Genomic DNA, 15,097 nt, shown 5'->3' with positions numbered 1-15,097 from the left:
CGGGCACTCCCTGGCCGGGGGCCTCGGCCCGGTCAAGAACCTCCAGCTCAACCCGCTGGCCAAGACGGGCGTCGACCCGCTGGACAACGCGGTCGGCACGCAGATCGCCGACTTCAAGCCGCTGTCCACGGCCATGCTGACGGACTCCGTCACCAAGGGCGGCGGCCTCAAGGATCTGCCGCTCGTCGGTCCGGTGACGGGGCTGCTGCCCGGCTGAGCGCCGGCGCTCAGCGCGTCGTACGTACGTAAGGAGGCCCGGCCGTCGTCGTGACGGCCGGGCATCCTTACGTAGGCGTACGCGGGGACGGCTCAGTACCCGGAGCCCGACGCGCCCAGGCTGCCCGTGGGGTGCCAGACGGTCTTCGTCTCCAGGAAGGCCGTCAGCCTGCCGGTGCCTGGATCGGCGGTGAAGTCCACCGGGTGCGGGCGCACCACCCGCTTGAGGTTGTCCGCCGCCGCGATCTCCAGCTCCTTGGCCAGCGCCTCGTCGGCGCCGTACAGATCGATGCCGTTGACGTCCTGGTGCGACGCGAGGGGTGCGGCCAGCTCCGCCGTACGGCCCGAGAGGACGTTGACGACGCCGCCCGGCACGTCGGATGTGGCCAGCACCTCGCCCAGCGACAGGGCGGGCAGCGGGGAGCGCTCGCTCGCCACGACCACCGCTGTGTTGCCGGTGGCGATCACCGGGGCGAGCACCGAGACCAGACCGAGGAACGACGAGTCCTGCGGGGCGAGGACCGTCACGACGCCCGTGGGCTCGGGCGTGGACAGGTTGAAGAACGGGCCGGCCACGGGGTTCGCGCCGCCCGTCACCTGGCCGATCTTGTCCGTCCAGCCCGCGTACCAGACCCAGCGGTCGACGGTCGCGTCCACGACCGCGGCGGCCTTGGACTTGGAGACGCCGTCGGCGGCGGCCACCTCGGCCGTGAACTGGTCGCGGCGGCCCTCCAGCATCTCGGCGACGCGGTAGAGCACCTGGCCCCTGTTGTACGCGGTGGCGCCCGACCAGCCGCCGAACGCCTTGCGGGCTGCGGAGACGGCGTCACGGGCGTCCTTGCGGGAGGACTGCGGCGCGTTGGCGAGCCATCTGCCCTTTGAGTCGGTCACCTCGTACACCCGGCCGCTCTCGGAGCGGGGGAACTTGCCCCCGACGTACAGCTTGTAGGTCTTGAAGACGGACAGTCGCTCGGACTCAGACATCGAGATACGCCTCCAGGCCGTGGCGACCGCCCTCGCGGCCGTAGCCCGACTCCTTGTAGCCGCCGAAGGGCGAGGTCGGGTCGAACTTGTTGAACGTGTTGGCCCACACCACGCCCGCGCGGAGCCTGTTGGCGACGGCGAGGATGCGGGAGCCCTTCTCCGTCCAGATGCCGGCGGAGAGGCCGTACTGCGTGTTGTTGGCCTTGGCGACCGCCTCGTCCGGGGTGCGGAACGTCAGGACGGAGAGCACCGGGCCGAAGATCTCGTCGCGCGCGACGGTGTGCGCCTGCGTGACATTGGTGAAGAGGGTCGGCGCGAACCAGTAGCCGGACGAGGGGAGTTCGCACTCCGGCGACCAGCGCTCGGCGCCCTCGGCCTCGCCCGCGTCGGCCAGCGTCCTGATACGGGCCAGCTGTTCGGCGGAGTTGATGGCGCCGAGGTCCGTGTTCTTGTCCAGCGGGTCGCCGACCCGCAGCGTCGTCAGCCGGCGCTTCAGTGAGTCCAGCAGCTCCTCCTGGACCGACTCCTGGACCAGCAGCCGCGATCCGGCGCAGCAGACCTGGCCCTGGTTGAAGAAGATGCCCGTGACGATGCCCTCGACGGCCTGGTCGACCGGGGCGTCGTCGAAGACGATGTTGGCGCCCTTGCCGCCGAGTTCGAGGGTGACCTTCTTCTCGGTGCCCGCGATCTGCCGGGCGATGGCCTTGCCGACGGCGGTCGAACCGGTGAAGGCGATCTTGTCGATGTCCTCGTGCCCGACGAGGGCGGCGCCCGTGTCGCCGTACCCGGGAAGGATGTTGACGACGCCGCGCGGCAGGCCCGCCTGGCGGCAGATGTCCGCGAAGAACAGAGCGCTCAGCGGGGTGGTCTCGGCGGGCTTCAGTACGACCGTGTTGCCCGTGGCGAGCGCCGGGGCGATCTTCCACGCGAGCATCAGCAGCGGGAAGTTCCACGGGATGACCTGGCCGGCGACGCCGAGCGGGCGCGGGTTCGTTCCGTAGCCGGCGTGGTCGAGCTTGTCGGCCCAGCCCGCGTAGTAGAAGAAGTGCGCGGCGACCAACGGGAGGTCCGCGTCGCGGGTCTCGCGGATCGGCTTGCCGTTGTCGAGGGTTTCCAGGACGGCCAGTTCGCGTGAGCGCTCCTGGATGATCCGGGCGATCCGGAAGAGGTACTTGGCGCGCTCGGCGCCCGGCAGCGCCGACCACTTCGCGAACGCCTTGCGGGCCGCCTTCACGGCCCGGTCGACGTCCTCGGTGCCCGCGCGGGCGACCTCGGACAGCACCTCCTCGGTGGCCGGGGAGACCGTCTTGAAGACCTTGCCGTCGGCGGCGTCGGTGAACTCGCCGTCGATGAACAGGCCGTAGCTCGGCGCGATGTCGACGACCGAGCGTGACTCGGGGGCCGGTGCGTATTCGAAAGCCATCGTGTATCAGTCCACTGTGACGTAGTCGGGGCCGGAGTAGCGGCCGGTGGAGAGCTTCTGGCGCTGCATCAGCAGGTCGTTGAGGAGGCTGGAGGCGCCGAACCGGAACCAGTGGCTGTCCAGCCAGTCCTCGCCGACGGTCTCGTTGACCAGCACGAGGAACTTGATCGCGTCCTTGCTGGTCCTGATCCCGCCGGCGGGCTTCACCCCGACCTGGACGCCGGTCTGGGCGCGGAAGTCGCGTACGGCCTCCAGCATCAGCAGCGTGTTGGCGGGGGTGGCGTTGACGGCGACCTTGCCGGTCGACGTCTTGATGAAGTCCGCGCCGGCGGCCATGCCGAGCCAGGAGGCGCGGCGGATGTTGTCGTACGTGGACAGCTCACCGGTCTCGAAGATGACCTTGAGGCGGGCCGCGCCGCATTCCGCCTTCACGGCGACGATCTCCTCGTAGACCTTCAGATAGTGGCCCGCGAGGAACGCGCCGCGGTCGATCACCATGTCGACCTCGTCGGCGCCGGCGGCGACCGCGTCCCGCACGTCGGCGAGCTTCACCGCCAGGGCGGTGCGGCCGGCCGGGAAGGCGGTCGCGACGGAGGCGACCTTCACCTCGCTCCCGGCGAGCGCGGCGACGGCCGTGGCCACCATGTCCGGATAGACGCAGAGCGCGGCCGTCGTCGGGACGGTGCGGTCGGTCGGGTCCGGATGCAGGGCCTTGGCGGCGAGCGACCGGACCTTGCCCGGCGTGTCGGAGCCTTCGAGGGTCGTCAGGTCGATCATCGAGATGGCCAGGTCAATGGCGTACGCCTTGGCCGTCGTCTTGATCGAGCGCGTGCCGAGCGAGGCGGCGCGCGCCTCCAGGCCGACGGCGTCGACGCCGGGCAGCCCGTGGAGGAACCGGCGCAGCGAGCTGTCGGACGCGGTCACGTCAGCGAGGGGGGCACCGCCCGCGGCGGAGCCTGTGGGCGAGGGTGCGGTCGTGGGCATGGTCACCACCCGAGCATATCTACGCGCGTAGCAGCATGTACAGGGGGTGGGGCACGGGACTGCCCGGCGGGTACGTGGGGGTGCGTGCCGCGAGCCGTGCCGGGAGGCGTGCCGGGACTGTCGGCCGCGTACGGCAGAATCGAAAGCATGACGAGTCCCGAGGAGCCCTCCGAGCCGGCCTACGCAGAGCGCGTCTTCCGGTCGCCCGCCGCCATCGCGGGCGGTGTGCTGCTGCTCGCGCTCGGCGCGTGGATCGGGATCGACGCGGTGGTCCGGGGCCACGGCAGGACGCCGTGGCTCGCGCTCGCGGGCCTGCTGCTCGCCGTGCCGCTCGTGGTGGCCTTCACGATCCGGCCGGCGGTGTTCGCCAACGACGACCGGCTGCGGATCAGGAACCCGTTCCGCACGATCGTCGTGCCGTGGGCGTCCGTGGCCGATGTGCGGGCCGGGTATTCGAGCGAGGTGTTCACGGAGGCGGGCGCGAAGTACCAGCTGTGGGCGGTGCCGGTCTCGCTCCGCAAGCGCAAGCGGGCGGCGCGACGGCAGTCGCAGAGCGCGCACGACGACCCGCACAGCAGGACATCGGTGAGTGCGGACGTCACGGACTTGCGCGCGCGGACGGCCGACGCGGACCACACGGTCGCGGGCCTGCGCGAACAGGCCGAGCGCTGCGCGTCCCGCCCCGAGGCCCGGGGCGAGCCCCAGGCCCGCTGGGCGTACGAGGTACTCGGCCCGGCCCTGGCGGGCCTGGTGGTCCTGCTGGTCCTACTCGCGACGGGCTGACGCACCTACGTGGCGGCCCTCAGCCGCCGCCCGGCCCGCCGCCCGTCGTTGGTAGCCGGGCCGGACTCGCGACCCCGACTCCGTCCACGCGGCGCCCGAGGCGTACCGGCGGCGTGGCGGGCACCGCCCGGCTGGCCCGTAGGGCCGGTTGTTCCGGCCAGGCCGGGCTCGCGGTCCCTGTCGCCTTGCGGGTACGGGAGGTGCATTGTCCGTTCCGCGATGCACCGCATCGGACGCCCCCGGCTGATCCGCGAGGGTCCGCCGGACGGGACCTGGGGCAGGACGGCCCGCCCCCGGGCCCCCGCAGGCGCGAACCTCAGAGGCCCGCCGCCGCCGCGAAGTCTCGCTTCAGGGACGTCAGTAGTTCCGCTCCCCGGGTCCGGGCCGATGGCAGGTCCGCCGCCGTAGGGACCGGGATCACCACCTCCAGGTAGCACTTGAGCTTTGGTTCCGTGCCGCTCGGGCGGACGATCACCCGGGCTCGGTACGCGCCCTCCAGGTGGTAGCGCAGGCCGTCCGTCGGGGGGAGCCCCGTCGTGGGTGTCGAGAGGTCCTCGGCCGAGGTGACCGTCAGGCCCGCCAGCGTCGTCGGTGGGTGGTCGCGCAGACGCTCCATGGCCGTCGCGATCAGGGACAGGTCCTCCACCCGCGCCGAGAGCTGGTCCGTGGCGTGCAGGCCGTGTGCGAGTGCCAGATCGTCCAGCAGGTCGGAGAGGGTCCTGCCGCGCTCCTTCAGTTCTGACGCCAGCTCGGCGACCAGCAGCGCCGCCGTGATGCCGTCCTTGTCGCGTACGCCGTCGGGGTCGGCGCAGTAGCCGAGGGCTTCCTCGTAGCCGTACCGCAGGCCGTCGACCCGGGCGATCCACTTGAAGCCGGTGAGCGTCTCCTCGTAACCGACGCCCGCCGCCTCCGCGATCCGGCCGAGCAGCGACGACGACACGATCGACTCGGCGAAGACCCCTCGCGCGCCCTTGTTCACCAGATGCGCGGCCAGCAGCGCGCCCACCTCGTCGCCGCGCAGCATCCGCCAGCCGCCGTCGGCTTCCGCGTCCGGGACGGCCACCGCGCAGCGGTCGGCGTCCGGGTCGTTGGCGATGACGATGTCGGGGGCCGCGCGGCGGGCCGTGGCGAAGGCCAGGTCCATCGCGCCCGGCTCCTCCGGATTCGGGAAGGCGACGGTGGGGAAGTCCGGGTCGGGCTCGGCCTGTTCGGCCACCAGGACGGGCGCGGGGAAGCCGGCCCGCGCGAAGGCGGCGTTCAGTGTCTCCGTACCGACGCCGTGCAGAGCCGTGTGGACCACGCGCGCGGTACGGGGCGAACCGGGGCTCAGGACGGCGTCCGTACGTTCCAGATACGCCGTCAGCACCTCGTCCCCGAGGATCTGCCAGCCGTCCTCCGGGCGCGCCACGGAGCTCAGCGGTCCGACGGCCGCGATCTCGGCCGCGATCTCGCCGTCCATGGGAGGCACGATCTGGGAGCCGTCACCGAGGTAGACCTTGTAGCCGTTGTCGCGCGGCGGGTTGTGGCTGGCGGTGACCTCCACGCCTGCCACGGCGCCGAGATGCCGTATGGCGAAGGCCAGCAGCGGGGTCGGCAGCGGACGCGGCAGCACGGCGGCGCGCAGCCCCGCGCCGGTCATCACGGCGGCGGTGTCGCGCGCGAAGTCGGCGGACTTGTGGCGGGCGTCGTAACCGATGACGACGAGGCCGCCGCCCTGCCCGGTGGCCTTGAGATACGCCGCGAGCCCGGCGGCGGCGCGGATGACCACCGACCGGTTCATCCGCGTCGGCCCGGCGCCCAGCTCGCCGCGGAGCCCGGCCGTACCGAACTGGAGCGTGCCGGCGAACCGTTCGGCCAGCGCGGCCGAATCACCGGCGTCGAGGAGCGCCCGCAGCTCGTCCCGCGTGTCGCTGTCCGGGTCCTCGGCCAGCCATGTCTCGGCGCGCGCGATGAGGTCCTGCTGCACTGTGCGTATCCCTTCCTGAAGATCCACAAGACACCCCCGGAGCCGGGCCGCAGCCGGAACCCGTGCCCGGCCCGCCTGCCCCGCCTCAGATGCGTTCAAGCACCCGCGCGAGCAGGGCACCCATCTGCGTGGCCGAATCCCGGCCCGCCTGGAGGACTTCCTCGTGGTTCAGAGGTTCACCCGACAGGCCCGCGGCCAGATTCGTCACCAGCGAGATGCCCAGCACCTCCGCGCCGGCCTCGCGCGCGGCGATGGCCTCAAGCACGGTGGACATGCCGACCAGATCGCCGCCCATCACCCGGACCATATTGATCTCGGCGGGCGTCTCGTAGTGCGGGCCGGGGAACTGGACGTACACGCCCTCTTCGAGATCGGGGTCCACCTCCTTGCACAGGGCGCGCAGCCGCGGCGAGTAGAGGTCCGTGAGGTCCACGAAGTTCGCGCCGACGATCGGGGACGCCGCCGTCAGATTGATGTGATCACTGATCAGCACCGGCTGTCCTGGGCGCATCCCCTCGCGCAGCCCGCCGCAGCCGTTCGTCAGGACGACGGTCTTGCAGCCGGCGGCGACCGCCGTACGGACGCCGTGCGCGACGGCCGCGACGCCGCGGCCCTCGTAGTAGTGCGTACGGCCCAGGAAGACCAGCGCGCGCTTCTCGGCGATCACGTAGGAGCGGATCGACCCGCCGTGGCCGGCGACGGCCGGCGGGGGGAAGCCCGGCAGCTCGGTCACAGGGAACTCGGCCTCGGGTGCTCCCAGGGCGGCGACGGCGGGTGCCCAGCCGGAGCCCATCACCAGGGCGACGTCATGGGTCTCGGCGCCGGTGAGTTCGCGCAGGCGCACCGCGGCGGCGGAAGCGGCGGCGTGCGGGTCGGCGGATCCGTCGGCCGTGGCCGGGATAACAGATGCGTTCACGCCGAAGAGCGTAACCGCTCCGGCCCTACGCGCGTAGATGATCGAGCGTACGGTCTTCGGATCGTTGTGCTGTCGTTTCCGGCGAACATGCGGGTCAGCGGCCTGCCACGGCGGTGCCGGACGCCTCCGTGCGGGTGGGGTGCCGGTTCAGCACGCCCGCTTTCGCAGTTCCATCACATAGTCGTGCGGCGCCCCGGCGGACTCCGCCGCCTCGGCCAGCTCGCCGAGATAGCGCGCGGAGGGCAGCCCGCCCTCGTACCCGTTCAGGACGTACAGCCACGCCGGCTCCTTGCCGTCCAGCGTGTCCACGGCCACCCGCATCCGCCGGTATATGTCGAGACCGACACCCTCCCAGCGGTCCATCGAGTCCTCGTCCATCGGCGCGATGTCGTAGAGGGCCACGAAGACCTGGGACCGTGGCGCCTCCACGAGGGTGACCAGCGCACCCTCCCAGCCCATCTGCTCCCCGCCGAAGGTGAGCCGCCAGCCGTTGAGCCAGCCGGTGCCGCGCAGCGGGGAGTGCGGGGCGCGGCGGGACATCAGCCGCGCGTCGAGGTTGCCGGCGTACGCGGCGTAGAGCGACATGGGGACGAGGGTACGGGAGGGACACGCGTGCCCGGTGAACCCCGTGGGCGTGACCGCTCGCGGTTCGCCCGGCCGCGCGCGGCTCGGTCACGGCGCACGGGGAGGGACCCGGGGCGAAGCGACTTGAAGAGTGCGGGACAATGGCATACGTACTGCATCCTCCGGGGACCCCCCGGACTCCCGGCCGGGACGGCAGACGGGTCGGGTCGACAACGCGAGGCGGATTTTTTCGTGACCCGGATCGTGATCATCGGCGGCGGACCCGGCGGATACGAGGCGGCCCTGGTGGCCGCGCAGCTCGGCGCCGAGGTGAGCGTCGTGGACTGCGACGGCCTCGGCGGAGCCTCGGTGCTCACCGACTGCGTACCGTCCAAGACCCTCATCGCGACGGCCGAGGTGATGACCACCTTCGACTCCTCCTACGAGGAGCTGGGCATCATCGTCGCCGACGACACCCCGCCCCTCGAACAGGCAGCCCGCGTCGTCGGCGTGGACCTCGGCAAGGTCAACCGGCGGGTCAAGCGCCTCGCGCTCGCCCAGTCGCACGACATCACCGCCTCCGTCACCCGCGCCGGGGCCCGCGTGCTGCGCGGCCGGGGCCGGCTCGACGGCCGGCAGGCCACCGACGGCTCCCGCCAGGTGATCGTGACCTCGGCCGACGGCTCGGAGGAGTCGCTGACCGCCGACGCCGTGCTGATCGCGACCGGCGCGCACCCGCGCGAGATCCCCGACGCGCTCCCCGACGGCCAGCGCATCCTCAACTGGACGCAGGTGTACGACCTCACGGAGCTCCCCGAAGAGCTGATCGTGGTCGGATCCGGTGTCACCGGCGCCGAGTTCGCCGGCGCCTACCAGGCGCTCGGCTCGCGCGTCACGCTCGTCTCCTCCCGCGACCGCGTGCTGCCCGGCGAGGACCCGGACGCCGCCGCCGTACTGGAAGACGTCTTCCGGCGCCGGGGCATGAACGTGATGTCGCGCTCCCGCGCCTCCTCCGCCAAGCGCGTCGGCGAACGCGTCGAGGTGACGCTCGCCGACGGCCGCGTCATCTCCGGCACGCACTGCCTGATGGCGGTCGGCGCGATCCCGAACGCCGAGGGCATGGGCCTGGAGGAGGCCGGGGTCCGGGTCAAGGACTCGGGCCACATCTGGACCGACCGGGTGTCGCGTACGACCGCCCCCGGCGTCTACGCGGCGGGCGACGTCACCGGCATCTTCGCGCTCGCCTCGGTCGCGGCCATGCAGGGCCGTATCGCGATGTACCACTTCCTCGGCGACGCGGTCGCCCCGCTCGACCTCAAGACCGTGTCCTCCAACGTCTTCACCGACCCGGAGATCGCGACCGTCGGCTACAGCCAGGCGGACGTGGACAGCGGGAGGATCGACGCGCGGGTCGTGAAGCTGCCGCTGCTGCGCAACCCGCGCGCCAAGATGCAGGGCATCAGGGACGGCTTCGTCAAGATCTTCTGCCGGCCGGGCACCGGGATCGTCGTCGGCGGTGTGGTCGTGGCGCCGCGCGCCAGTGAGCTGATTCACCCGATCTCGATCGCGGTCGACAACAATATGACCGTCGAACAGATCGCAAACGCATTCACTGTGTACCCCTCTCTGTCGGGTTCGATCGCGGAAGTCGCGCGCCAGTTGCACAGCCGGAAGCAGGACGACGAGGGTTGACCCAGGTCACGGGCGTACGCGGGCCTCGGGGCGGCGCTCCTATACCACTTGGCACCACCCCGCAGGTAGACCTTCCGTATTTCGGCGCGAACCGCTGAATACAGACGGTTGTTGGGGTTACTGTCAGTTTCGTGTTCGCTGCAGAACGTCGCCAGTTAATCCTTGAAATGGTGCGCGCCAACGGAGCCGTGTCGCTCCGTGAGCTCGCCCGCGTCGTCCAGACCTCCGAAGTGACCGTACGGCGGGACGTGCGGGCACTGGAGGCCGAAGGACTCCTCGACCGCCGGCACGGCGGTGCGGTACTGCCGGGCGGATTCACGCGAGAATCCGGCTTTCCGCAAAAATCCCATCTCGCCACAGCGGAGAAGACGGCCATCGCCGATCTCGCCGCGAGCCTCGTCGAAGAAGGCGAAGCCGTGGTGGTCGGCGCGGGTACGACCACGCAGGAGCTGGCCCGCCGGCTCGCGCGGATCCCCGGACTGACCGTCGTCACCAACTCCCTGCTGGTCGCACAGGCGCTGGCCCATGCCAACAGGGTCGAAGTCGTCATGACCGGCGGCACGTTGCGCGGTTCCAACTACGCGCTGGTCGGCAGCGGTGCCGAGCAGTCGCTCCAAGGGCTGCGGGTCTCCCGGGCGTTCCTGTCCGGGAGCGGGCTCACCGCGGAGCGTGGTCTGTCGACCTCCAACATGCTGTCGGCCAGCGTCGATCGCGCGCTGGTGCAGGCGGCGGCAGAGGTCGTGGTGCTCGCCGACCACACCAAGCTGGGCACCGACACGATGTTCCAGACGGTCCCCACCGATGTGATCACCCGGCTGGTCACCGACGATCCGCCCGCGCACGACGACCGCGCGGCGACCGAACTCCAGGCCCTCGCCGACCAGGGCGTACAGATCACGGTGGCGGGCGCCACCGGGTCGGGGTCCGGCGGTCCGGGGAACGGCGAAGCGGTCCCGCCGGGGCGCCAGCCCCGGCGGGACACCCCCCTGCCTGGCCAGCGCCGTACGCACGGAGGCGCCGGGCCGGGACCGCAGGTGCCGCGCAGGGCGGCGTCGGCGGGGGCGCTCGCGGAGCAGCCGGGAGCGCGGGCGCGAGTGGCGGATCTGCGCCGCCGCTGAGGGGACGGCGGGCCGGAGGCGGGGCGGCGGGCCGGAGAGGCCGCTTACGCGGTGTGTCCGGCGGCGCCGTTCTCGTGGGGCCCCTTCAGGCCGGTCAGCGTCAGCGTCAGCAGCCGGTCGGCCAACTCCGGGTCGTCCGGCGCCTGTTCGGCGGCGAGCGCGATCGCGTTCGTCAGCTGCATCAGGTCGTCGATGGACGTGTCCGTCCGTACGGCCCCGGTCACCTGTGCCCGTACGAGCAGCTGCTCGCCCGCCGTACGGAGCCCCGCGCTGCACTGCGTCAGGGCGGAACTCCTGTCGTGCGAGGCCGACATGAGCGCGCGGGAGAGGCCGCGGTACTCACCCGCGTGCGTGATCAGCGCGCGCAGCCAGGCCACCAGCGCGTGGCAGGGCCGGTCGGAGTCGGCGAGTTCGCGCGAGCGGTCGAGCAGATCGGCGAGCGCTTCCTGGAAGACCGCGTTCATCAGGGCGTGGCGGGTCGGGAAGTGCCGGTACAGCGTGCCGATGCCGACCCCGGCGCGGCGGGCGACATCCTCCAGCGAGGCATCGGTGCCGTGCTCGGCGAACGCGGAACGCGCCTCGCCGAGCACCCGCTCGTAATTCCGCCGCGCGTCGGCGCGCATGGGCCGGGGCGGCGCGTCACTGGTGCTCGCCATCGCGGTCCTTCCTGTCGCTACGGAGCACGGGGCGGCCGTGTGAGGTGAGAGGCCCGTGCGGTCGCCGGGGCCTGTGCGCTCCCTGCGGTCTGTGTGGTCTCCAGGATGCCACTGCTGACCGGGTCTCTCGGGCTGAACGCCGGTTCAGCCGCCACTCCCGGGACGGCGCACAACGGCCCCGCCGGTTCCGCCCGGCGGGGCCGTTGGGACGAGCGAGGGTCAGTCCTTGATCTCGCAGATGGTGGCGCCGGAGGTGAGAGAGGCGCCGATCTCGGCGGTGAGGCCCTTGATGGTGCCGGAACGGTGGGCGTTGAGGGGCTGTTCCATCTTCATGGCTTCGAGTACGACGACGAGGTCGCCCTCCTCGACCTGCTGGCCCTCCTCGACCGCGACCTTGACGATCGTGCCCTGCATGGGCGAGGCGAGGGTGTCGCCGGACGCCGCGGAGCCGGCCTTCTTCGTGGCGCGGCGCTTGGGGCGGGCGCCGGCGGCGAGGCCCGTGCGGGCCAGGCTCATGCCGAGGCTGGAGGGCAGCGAGACCTCAAGGCGCTTGCCTCCGACCTCCACGACGACCGTCTCGCGGCCGGGTTCGTCGTCGGTGTCGGTGTCGGCGGGGGTGGTGAAGGCGGGGATGGTGTTGACGAACTCGGTCTCGATCCAGCGGGTGTGGACCGTGAACGGGTCGGCGGTGAACGCCGGGTCGACCACGACCGCGCGGTGGAAGGGGATCGCGGTGGCCATGCCCTCGACCTGGAACTCGCCCAGCGCACGCGCGGCGCGCTGAAGGGCCTGCTCCCGGGTGGCGCCGGTGATGACCAGCTTCGCGAGGAGGGAGTCCCAGGCGGGGCCGATGACGCTCCCCGTCTCCACTCCGGCGTCCAGGCGTACGCCGGGGCCGGTCGGGGGGCGGAAGAGGGTGACGGTGCCGGGTGCGGGCAGGAAGCCGCGGCCCGGGTCCTCGCCGTTGATACGGAACTCGATCGAGTGGCCGCGGACCGGCGGGTCGTCGTAGCCGAGCTTCTCGCCGTCGGCGATGCGGAACATCTCGCGTACGAGGTCGATGCCGGTGACCTCTTCGGTGACCGGGTGTTCCACCTGGAGACGGGTGTTGACCTCCAGGAAGGAGATGGTGCCGTCGGTCCCGACGAGGAACTCCACCGTGCCCGCGCCGATGTAGCCGGCTTCCTTCAGGATCGCCTTCGACGCCGCGTACAGCTGCTCGTTCTGTTCCTTCGACAGGAACGGGGCGGGGGCCTCCTCGACGAGCTTCTGGTGGCGGCGCTGCAACGAGCAGTCGCGGGTGGAGACCACGACGACGTTGCCGTGCGCGTCGGCCAGGCACTGGGTTTCCACGTGCCGCGGTTTGTCGAGGTAGCGCTCGACGAAGCACTCGCCGCGCCCGAACGCCGCGACCGCCTCGCGCACCGCCGAGTCGTACAGCTCCGGTACTTCCTCCAGGGTGCGGGCGACCTTCAGGCCGCGCCCGCCGCCGCCGAACGCCGCCTTGATCGCGATCGGCAGCCCGTGCTCCTTGGCGAACGCGACCACCTCATCCGCACCCGCCACCGGGTCGGGGGTGCCCGCGACCAGCGGGGCACCGGCGCGCTGCGCGATGTGCCGGGCGGCGACCTTGTCGCCCAGGTCGCGGATCGCCTGCGGCGGCGGGCCGATCCAGGTCAGCCCCGCGTCCAGCACCGCCTGCGCGAACTCCGCGTTCTCCGACAGGAACCCGTACCCGGGGTGCACCGCGTCCGCACCCGAGTCCTTCGCCGCCTGAAGAACCTTTCCCACATCCAGATAACTCGCCGCCGGGGTGTCCCCACCCAGCGCGAACGCCTCATCGGCCGCCCGCACATGCGACGCATCCCGGTCCGGGTCCGCATACACAGCCACCGAGCCGATCCCGGCATCCCGGCACGCACGAGCAACACGGACAGCGATTTCGCCACGATTGGCGATGAGCACCTTGCGCACGATGGCTCCCTCCTGGAAACAAGCTGAGTTTAGGGACTGCCGACACGACTCATCGACCCGTCCCCAGTGGTGAGCTTGCCCACACGCAGTGTGATCCGAGGCCCGCTCAAGTCGCGAAATCCCTTGTGACGCAAGGGTACGCCGGGACTTTCAACCGCACAGTAATCGCCGTAAGTGGCCAAGGTCTCTGTCAGAGCGCCCCGGCGCGTCTCACTATTCTTTGTGGAGTTTCCACTAACGCCTACCGGATTCTTTGCCTCTGCCCAGGCCCTTGTCCGGAGGTTTACCGGTGAGTAGCCTTCCCGATGCCGTACGTACTTCGGGTAACAGGGGAAAAGGTGGACGCCATGGTGCGCAGACCGGTGGCCTGGGTGGCCGCGATGGTGCTGCTCGTGGAAGCTGTCGGCTTCGTTTTCGTCAACGGTCTGATGGCCACCGTTGTCGACAACCAGCAGATGTCACTCGCCGGACTCGACCCGGACGCCATGTCCACCGGCGCCTGGTCGGCGGGCGGCGCGCTCGGACTCTATCTGGTCGGGTGCGCGGTCCTGCTGGTGCACGCGGGGATAACGGACACGGGCTTCGGCCGGGTCGCGAAGCCGGTCCTGATCTGCTGCGCGGTCCTGCACGGGGCGCTCGGCGCGCTGGCGGTGGGCCTGGTGGGCTGGACGGCGTTCGTGTTCATGATGGTCGTTCTGGGGCTGATAGTGCTGACGCTCGTCGCGTACGGCGAGCAGCGGGAACCGGCCGCCAAAACCGCCGGGCCAGCCGGGCCCGCCGACGCCGCTCCGGTCGAGCCCGGCCCGTCGGCCGTCTGAACGCTCCCGGGACCAGGACCAGGACCAGGACCGGGCGCGGGTGGCGCGGGCCCTCACGCCCAGAGATCGGTGATCGTGACGCCGTGCTCGGCCAGCAGCGTGCGCAGCAGCGGCATCGAGAGTCCGAGCACGTTCCCGTGGTTGCCGTCGATCGCGTCGACGAACGGCGCCGAGCGGCCGTCCAGCGTGAACGCCCCTGCCACGTAAAGGGGTTCACCCGACGCGACGTACGCCGCGATCTCCGCGTCCGTCGGCTCCCCGAAGCGCACCGTGGTCGAGCCGGTCTCCGAGACGCCGCGGCCGGTGACCGTGTCGATGACGCAGTGCCCGGTCCGCAGCACGCCCGACCGGCCGCGCATCGCCTTCCAACGGGCCGTGGCCTCCTCGGCGTCGGCGGGCTTGCCGTGCGCCTCGCCGTCCAGCTCCAGCACCGAGTCGCAGCCGACGACCAGCGCGCCGGCCGCTTCCGGCAGCGCGGCGACGGCGGCGGCCTTGGCCTCGGCAAGTACCCGCGCCAGGGCGGCGGGTGTGGCCGCGGACAGCGCGTCCTCGTCGACCCCGCTGACGATGACGTCGGGCGCGAGGCCGGCCTGCTTCAGCAGGCTGAGGCGGGCGGGAGACGCGGAGGCGAGGACGAGGCGGCGGCGGTGATCGGTCATGACCAGCAGGGTAGTCACCCGGGGGCCGTCTCCCGGAAGGGGCCGGGGCCGACCCGGCGCACCAGGGTCGTCAGCGGACGCCGGAGACGATCATCGCCAGGACCATGGCCAGCGCGAGGACGACACCGGCGCGGCGCATCATCGCCTGCATGTCCCGCATTTCCTTGGGAGGTTCGTCCTCGGGGTCCGACCAGAGCATGCACCGATCCTGCGCGCGCGGCGGCGGGAACGCCTGAGTACCCGTACTCAAGCGGCCCCGCCCGGTCGGGCTCGCCCAGGCCGTGTCTTCGAAGTCCCGCCTGGCCCGCGACGCCTGGCACGGCACCTCGCTTCGTTGTCGGAGT

The 15,097-nt window shown here is 71.6% G+C and carries 14 protein-coding genes and 1 pseudogene; 5 read left to right on the top strand and 10 right to left on the bottom strand.

From position 1 onward, the window contains the following. Positions 1 to 217: pseudogene (locus tag ACFWV8_RS37010) on the top strand (hypothetical protein); the annotation flags it as partial. Between the two features lie 92 nt (positions 218 to 309). Here the strand turns inward: ACFWV8_RS37010 and ACFWV8_RS37005 are convergent. The 3 genes from ACFWV8_RS37005 to deoC are packed head-to-tail and all read right to left on the bottom strand — an operon-like array spanning position 310 to position 3,607. Next, the gene (locus ACFWV8_RS37005) at positions 310 to 1,200 is read right to left on the bottom strand and encodes an aldehyde dehydrogenase family protein (protein WP_384214700.1); all 891 of its coding nucleotides are present in this window, start codon (positions 1,198 to 1,200) and stop codon (positions 310 to 312) included. Continuing rightward, positions 1,193 to 2,623, bottom strand: a complete 1,431-nt coding sequence (locus ACFWV8_RS37000) for an aldehyde dehydrogenase family protein (RefSeq protein WP_384214698.1) — start codon at positions 2,621 to 2,623, stop codon at positions 1,193 to 1,195. Before ACFWV8_RS37000 ends, ACFWV8_RS37005 begins: the two co-directional genes overlap by 8 nt. Before the next feature lie 6 nt (positions 2,624 to 2,629). Next, positions 2,630 to 3,607 carry a deoxyribose-phosphate aldolase gene (gene deoC / locus ACFWV8_RS36995; RefSeq protein WP_384214702.1) on the bottom strand — a complete coding sequence of 326 codons (978 nt, stop codon included), beginning with the start codon at positions 3,605 to 3,607 and terminating at the stop codon, positions 2,630 to 2,632. A 147-nt stretch (positions 3,608 to 3,754) separates the two neighbouring features. On the opposite strand from deoC, the gene ACFWV8_RS36990 reads away from it, so the two are divergent. Further along, positions 3,755 to 4,390: a PH domain-containing protein gene (locus ACFWV8_RS36990; protein WP_384214696.1), complete on the top strand. Its 636-nt coding sequence runs from the start codon at positions 3,755 to 3,757 to the stop codon at positions 4,388 to 4,390. A 316-nt stretch (positions 4,391 to 4,706) separates the two neighbouring features. Here the strand turns inward: ACFWV8_RS36990 and ACFWV8_RS36985 are convergent, their stop codons facing one another. From ACFWV8_RS36985 to ACFWV8_RS36975, 3 genes are all read right to left on the bottom strand, one after another. Beyond that, positions 4,707 to 6,356, bottom strand: coding sequence for a phospho-sugar mutase (locus ACFWV8_RS36985; RefSeq protein WP_384214694.1), 1,650 nt, complete (start codon positions 6,354 to 6,356; stop codon positions 4,707 to 4,709). A gap of 85 nt (positions 6,357 to 6,441) precedes the next feature. After that, the gene (locus ACFWV8_RS36980; protein ID WP_329382559.1) at positions 6,442 to 7,272 is read right to left on the bottom strand and encodes a purine-nucleoside phosphorylase; all 831 of its coding nucleotides are present in this window, start codon (positions 7,270 to 7,272) and stop codon (positions 6,442 to 6,444) included. A 147-nt stretch (positions 7,273 to 7,419) separates the two neighbouring features. Continuing rightward, on the bottom strand, positions 7,420 to 7,857 hold the full coding sequence (locus ACFWV8_RS36975) for a gamma-glutamylcyclotransferase (protein ID WP_329382556.1): 438 nt from the start codon (positions 7,855 to 7,857) through the stop codon (positions 7,420 to 7,422). A gap of 231 nt (positions 7,858 to 8,088) precedes the next feature. Here ACFWV8_RS36975 and ACFWV8_RS36970 point away from each other — a divergent pair, with 231 nt between their 5' ends. Both ACFWV8_RS36970 and ACFWV8_RS36965 read left to right on the top strand, forming a co-directional pair. Continuing rightward, on the top strand, positions 8,089 to 9,528 hold the full coding sequence (locus ACFWV8_RS36970) for an NAD(P)H-quinone dehydrogenase (protein WP_384214691.1): 1,440 nt from the start codon (positions 8,089 to 8,091) through the stop codon (positions 9,526 to 9,528). A 167-nt stretch (positions 9,529 to 9,695) separates the two neighbouring features. Next, positions 9,696 to 10,646, top strand: a complete 951-nt coding sequence (locus ACFWV8_RS36965; RefSeq protein ID WP_384214689.1) for a DeoR/GlpR family DNA-binding transcription regulator — start codon at positions 9,696 to 9,698, stop codon at positions 10,644 to 10,646. A gap of 44 nt (positions 10,647 to 10,690) precedes the next feature. Here ACFWV8_RS36965 and ACFWV8_RS36960 read toward each other — a convergent pair whose 3' ends face one another. Together ACFWV8_RS36960 and ACFWV8_RS36955 are read right to left on the bottom strand one after the other, a co-directional pair. Continuing rightward, on the bottom strand, positions 10,691 to 11,302 hold the full coding sequence (locus tag ACFWV8_RS36960; protein ID WP_329382547.1) for a helix-turn-helix domain-containing protein: 612 nt from the start codon (positions 11,300 to 11,302) through the stop codon (positions 10,691 to 10,693). A 219-nt stretch (positions 11,303 to 11,521) separates the two neighbouring features. Continuing rightward, on the bottom strand, positions 11,522 to 13,276 hold the full coding sequence (locus tag ACFWV8_RS36955; RefSeq protein WP_384214686.1) for an acetyl/propionyl/methylcrotonyl-CoA carboxylase subunit alpha: 1,755 nt from the start codon (positions 13,274 to 13,276) through the stop codon (positions 11,522 to 11,524). 347 nt (positions 13,277 to 13,623) lie between these two features. On the opposite strand from ACFWV8_RS36955, the gene ACFWV8_RS36950 reads away from it, so the two are divergent. Next, positions 13,624 to 14,094 carry a hypothetical protein gene (locus ACFWV8_RS36950; RefSeq protein ID WP_384214684.1) on the top strand — a complete coding sequence of 157 codons (471 nt, stop codon included), beginning with the start codon at positions 13,624 to 13,626 and terminating at the stop codon, positions 14,092 to 14,094. Between the two features lie 53 nt (positions 14,095 to 14,147). Here the strand turns inward: ACFWV8_RS36950 and ACFWV8_RS36945 are convergent, their stop codons facing one another. Both ACFWV8_RS36945 and mmpB read right to left on the bottom strand, forming a co-directional pair. Then, positions 14,148 to 14,753, bottom strand: coding sequence for a Maf family protein (locus tag ACFWV8_RS36945; protein ID WP_384214682.1), 606 nt, complete (start codon positions 14,751 to 14,753; stop codon positions 14,148 to 14,150). Between the two features lie 70 nt (positions 14,754 to 14,823). Continuing rightward, on the bottom strand, positions 14,824 to 14,952 hold the full coding sequence (gene mmpB / locus ACFWV8_RS36940) for a morphogenic membrane protein MmpB (protein WP_329382535.1): 129 nt from the start codon (positions 14,950 to 14,952) through the stop codon (positions 14,824 to 14,826). Positions 14,953 to 15,097: the final 145 nt, after the last annotated feature.

Origin of the sequence: Streptomyces sp. NPDC058665, from assembly GCF_042714995.1 — a bacterium.
GTDB lineage: Bacteria > Actinomycetota > Actinomycetes > Streptomycetales > Streptomycetaceae > Streptomyces.
The sequence above is the reverse complement of the archived record's forward strand: the minus strand, read 5'-3'. Positions and strand labels throughout refer to the sequence as shown.

Excerpts from the sequence above, each read along its gene's own strand:
- ACFWV8_RS36945 (WP_384214682.1), bottom strand. The coding sequence starts at position 14,753 with ATGACCGATCACCGCCGCCGCCTCGTCCTCGCCTCCGCGTCTCCCGCC.
- ACFWV8_RS36975 (WP_329382556.1), bottom strand. The coding sequence starts at position 7,857 with ATGTCGCTCTACGCCGCGTACGCCGGCAACCTCGACGCGCGGCTGATG.
- mmpB (WP_329382535.1), bottom strand. The coding sequence starts at position 14,952 with ATGCTCTGGTCGGACCCCGAGGACGAACCTCCCAAGGAAATGCGGGAC.
- ACFWV8_RS36950 (WP_384214684.1), top strand. The coding sequence starts at position 13,624 with ATGGTGCGCAGACCGGTGGCCTGGGTGGCCGCGATGGTGCTGCTCGTG.
- ACFWV8_RS36990 (WP_384214696.1), top strand. The coding sequence starts at position 3,755 with ATGACGAGTCCCGAGGAGCCCTCCGAGCCGGCCTACGCAGAGCGCGTC.
- ACFWV8_RS36965 (WP_384214689.1), top strand. The coding sequence starts at position 9,696 with ATGGTGCGCGCCAACGGAGCCGTGTCGCTCCGTGAGCTCGCCCGCGTC.
- ACFWV8_RS37005 (WP_384214700.1), bottom strand. The coding sequence starts at position 1,200 with ATGTCTGAGTCCGAGCGACTGTCCGTCTTCAAGACCTACAAGCTGTAC.
- ACFWV8_RS36960 (WP_329382547.1), bottom strand. The coding sequence starts at position 11,302 with ATGGCGAGCACCAGTGACGCGCCGCCCCGGCCCATGCGCGCCGACGCG.
- ACFWV8_RS37000 (WP_384214698.1), bottom strand. The coding sequence starts at position 2,623 with ATGGCTTTCGAATACGCACCGGCCCCCGAGTCACGCTCGGTCGTCGAC.
- deoC (WP_384214702.1), bottom strand. The coding sequence starts at position 3,607 with ATGCCCACGACCGCACCCTCGCCCACAGGCTCCGCCGCGGGCGGTGCC.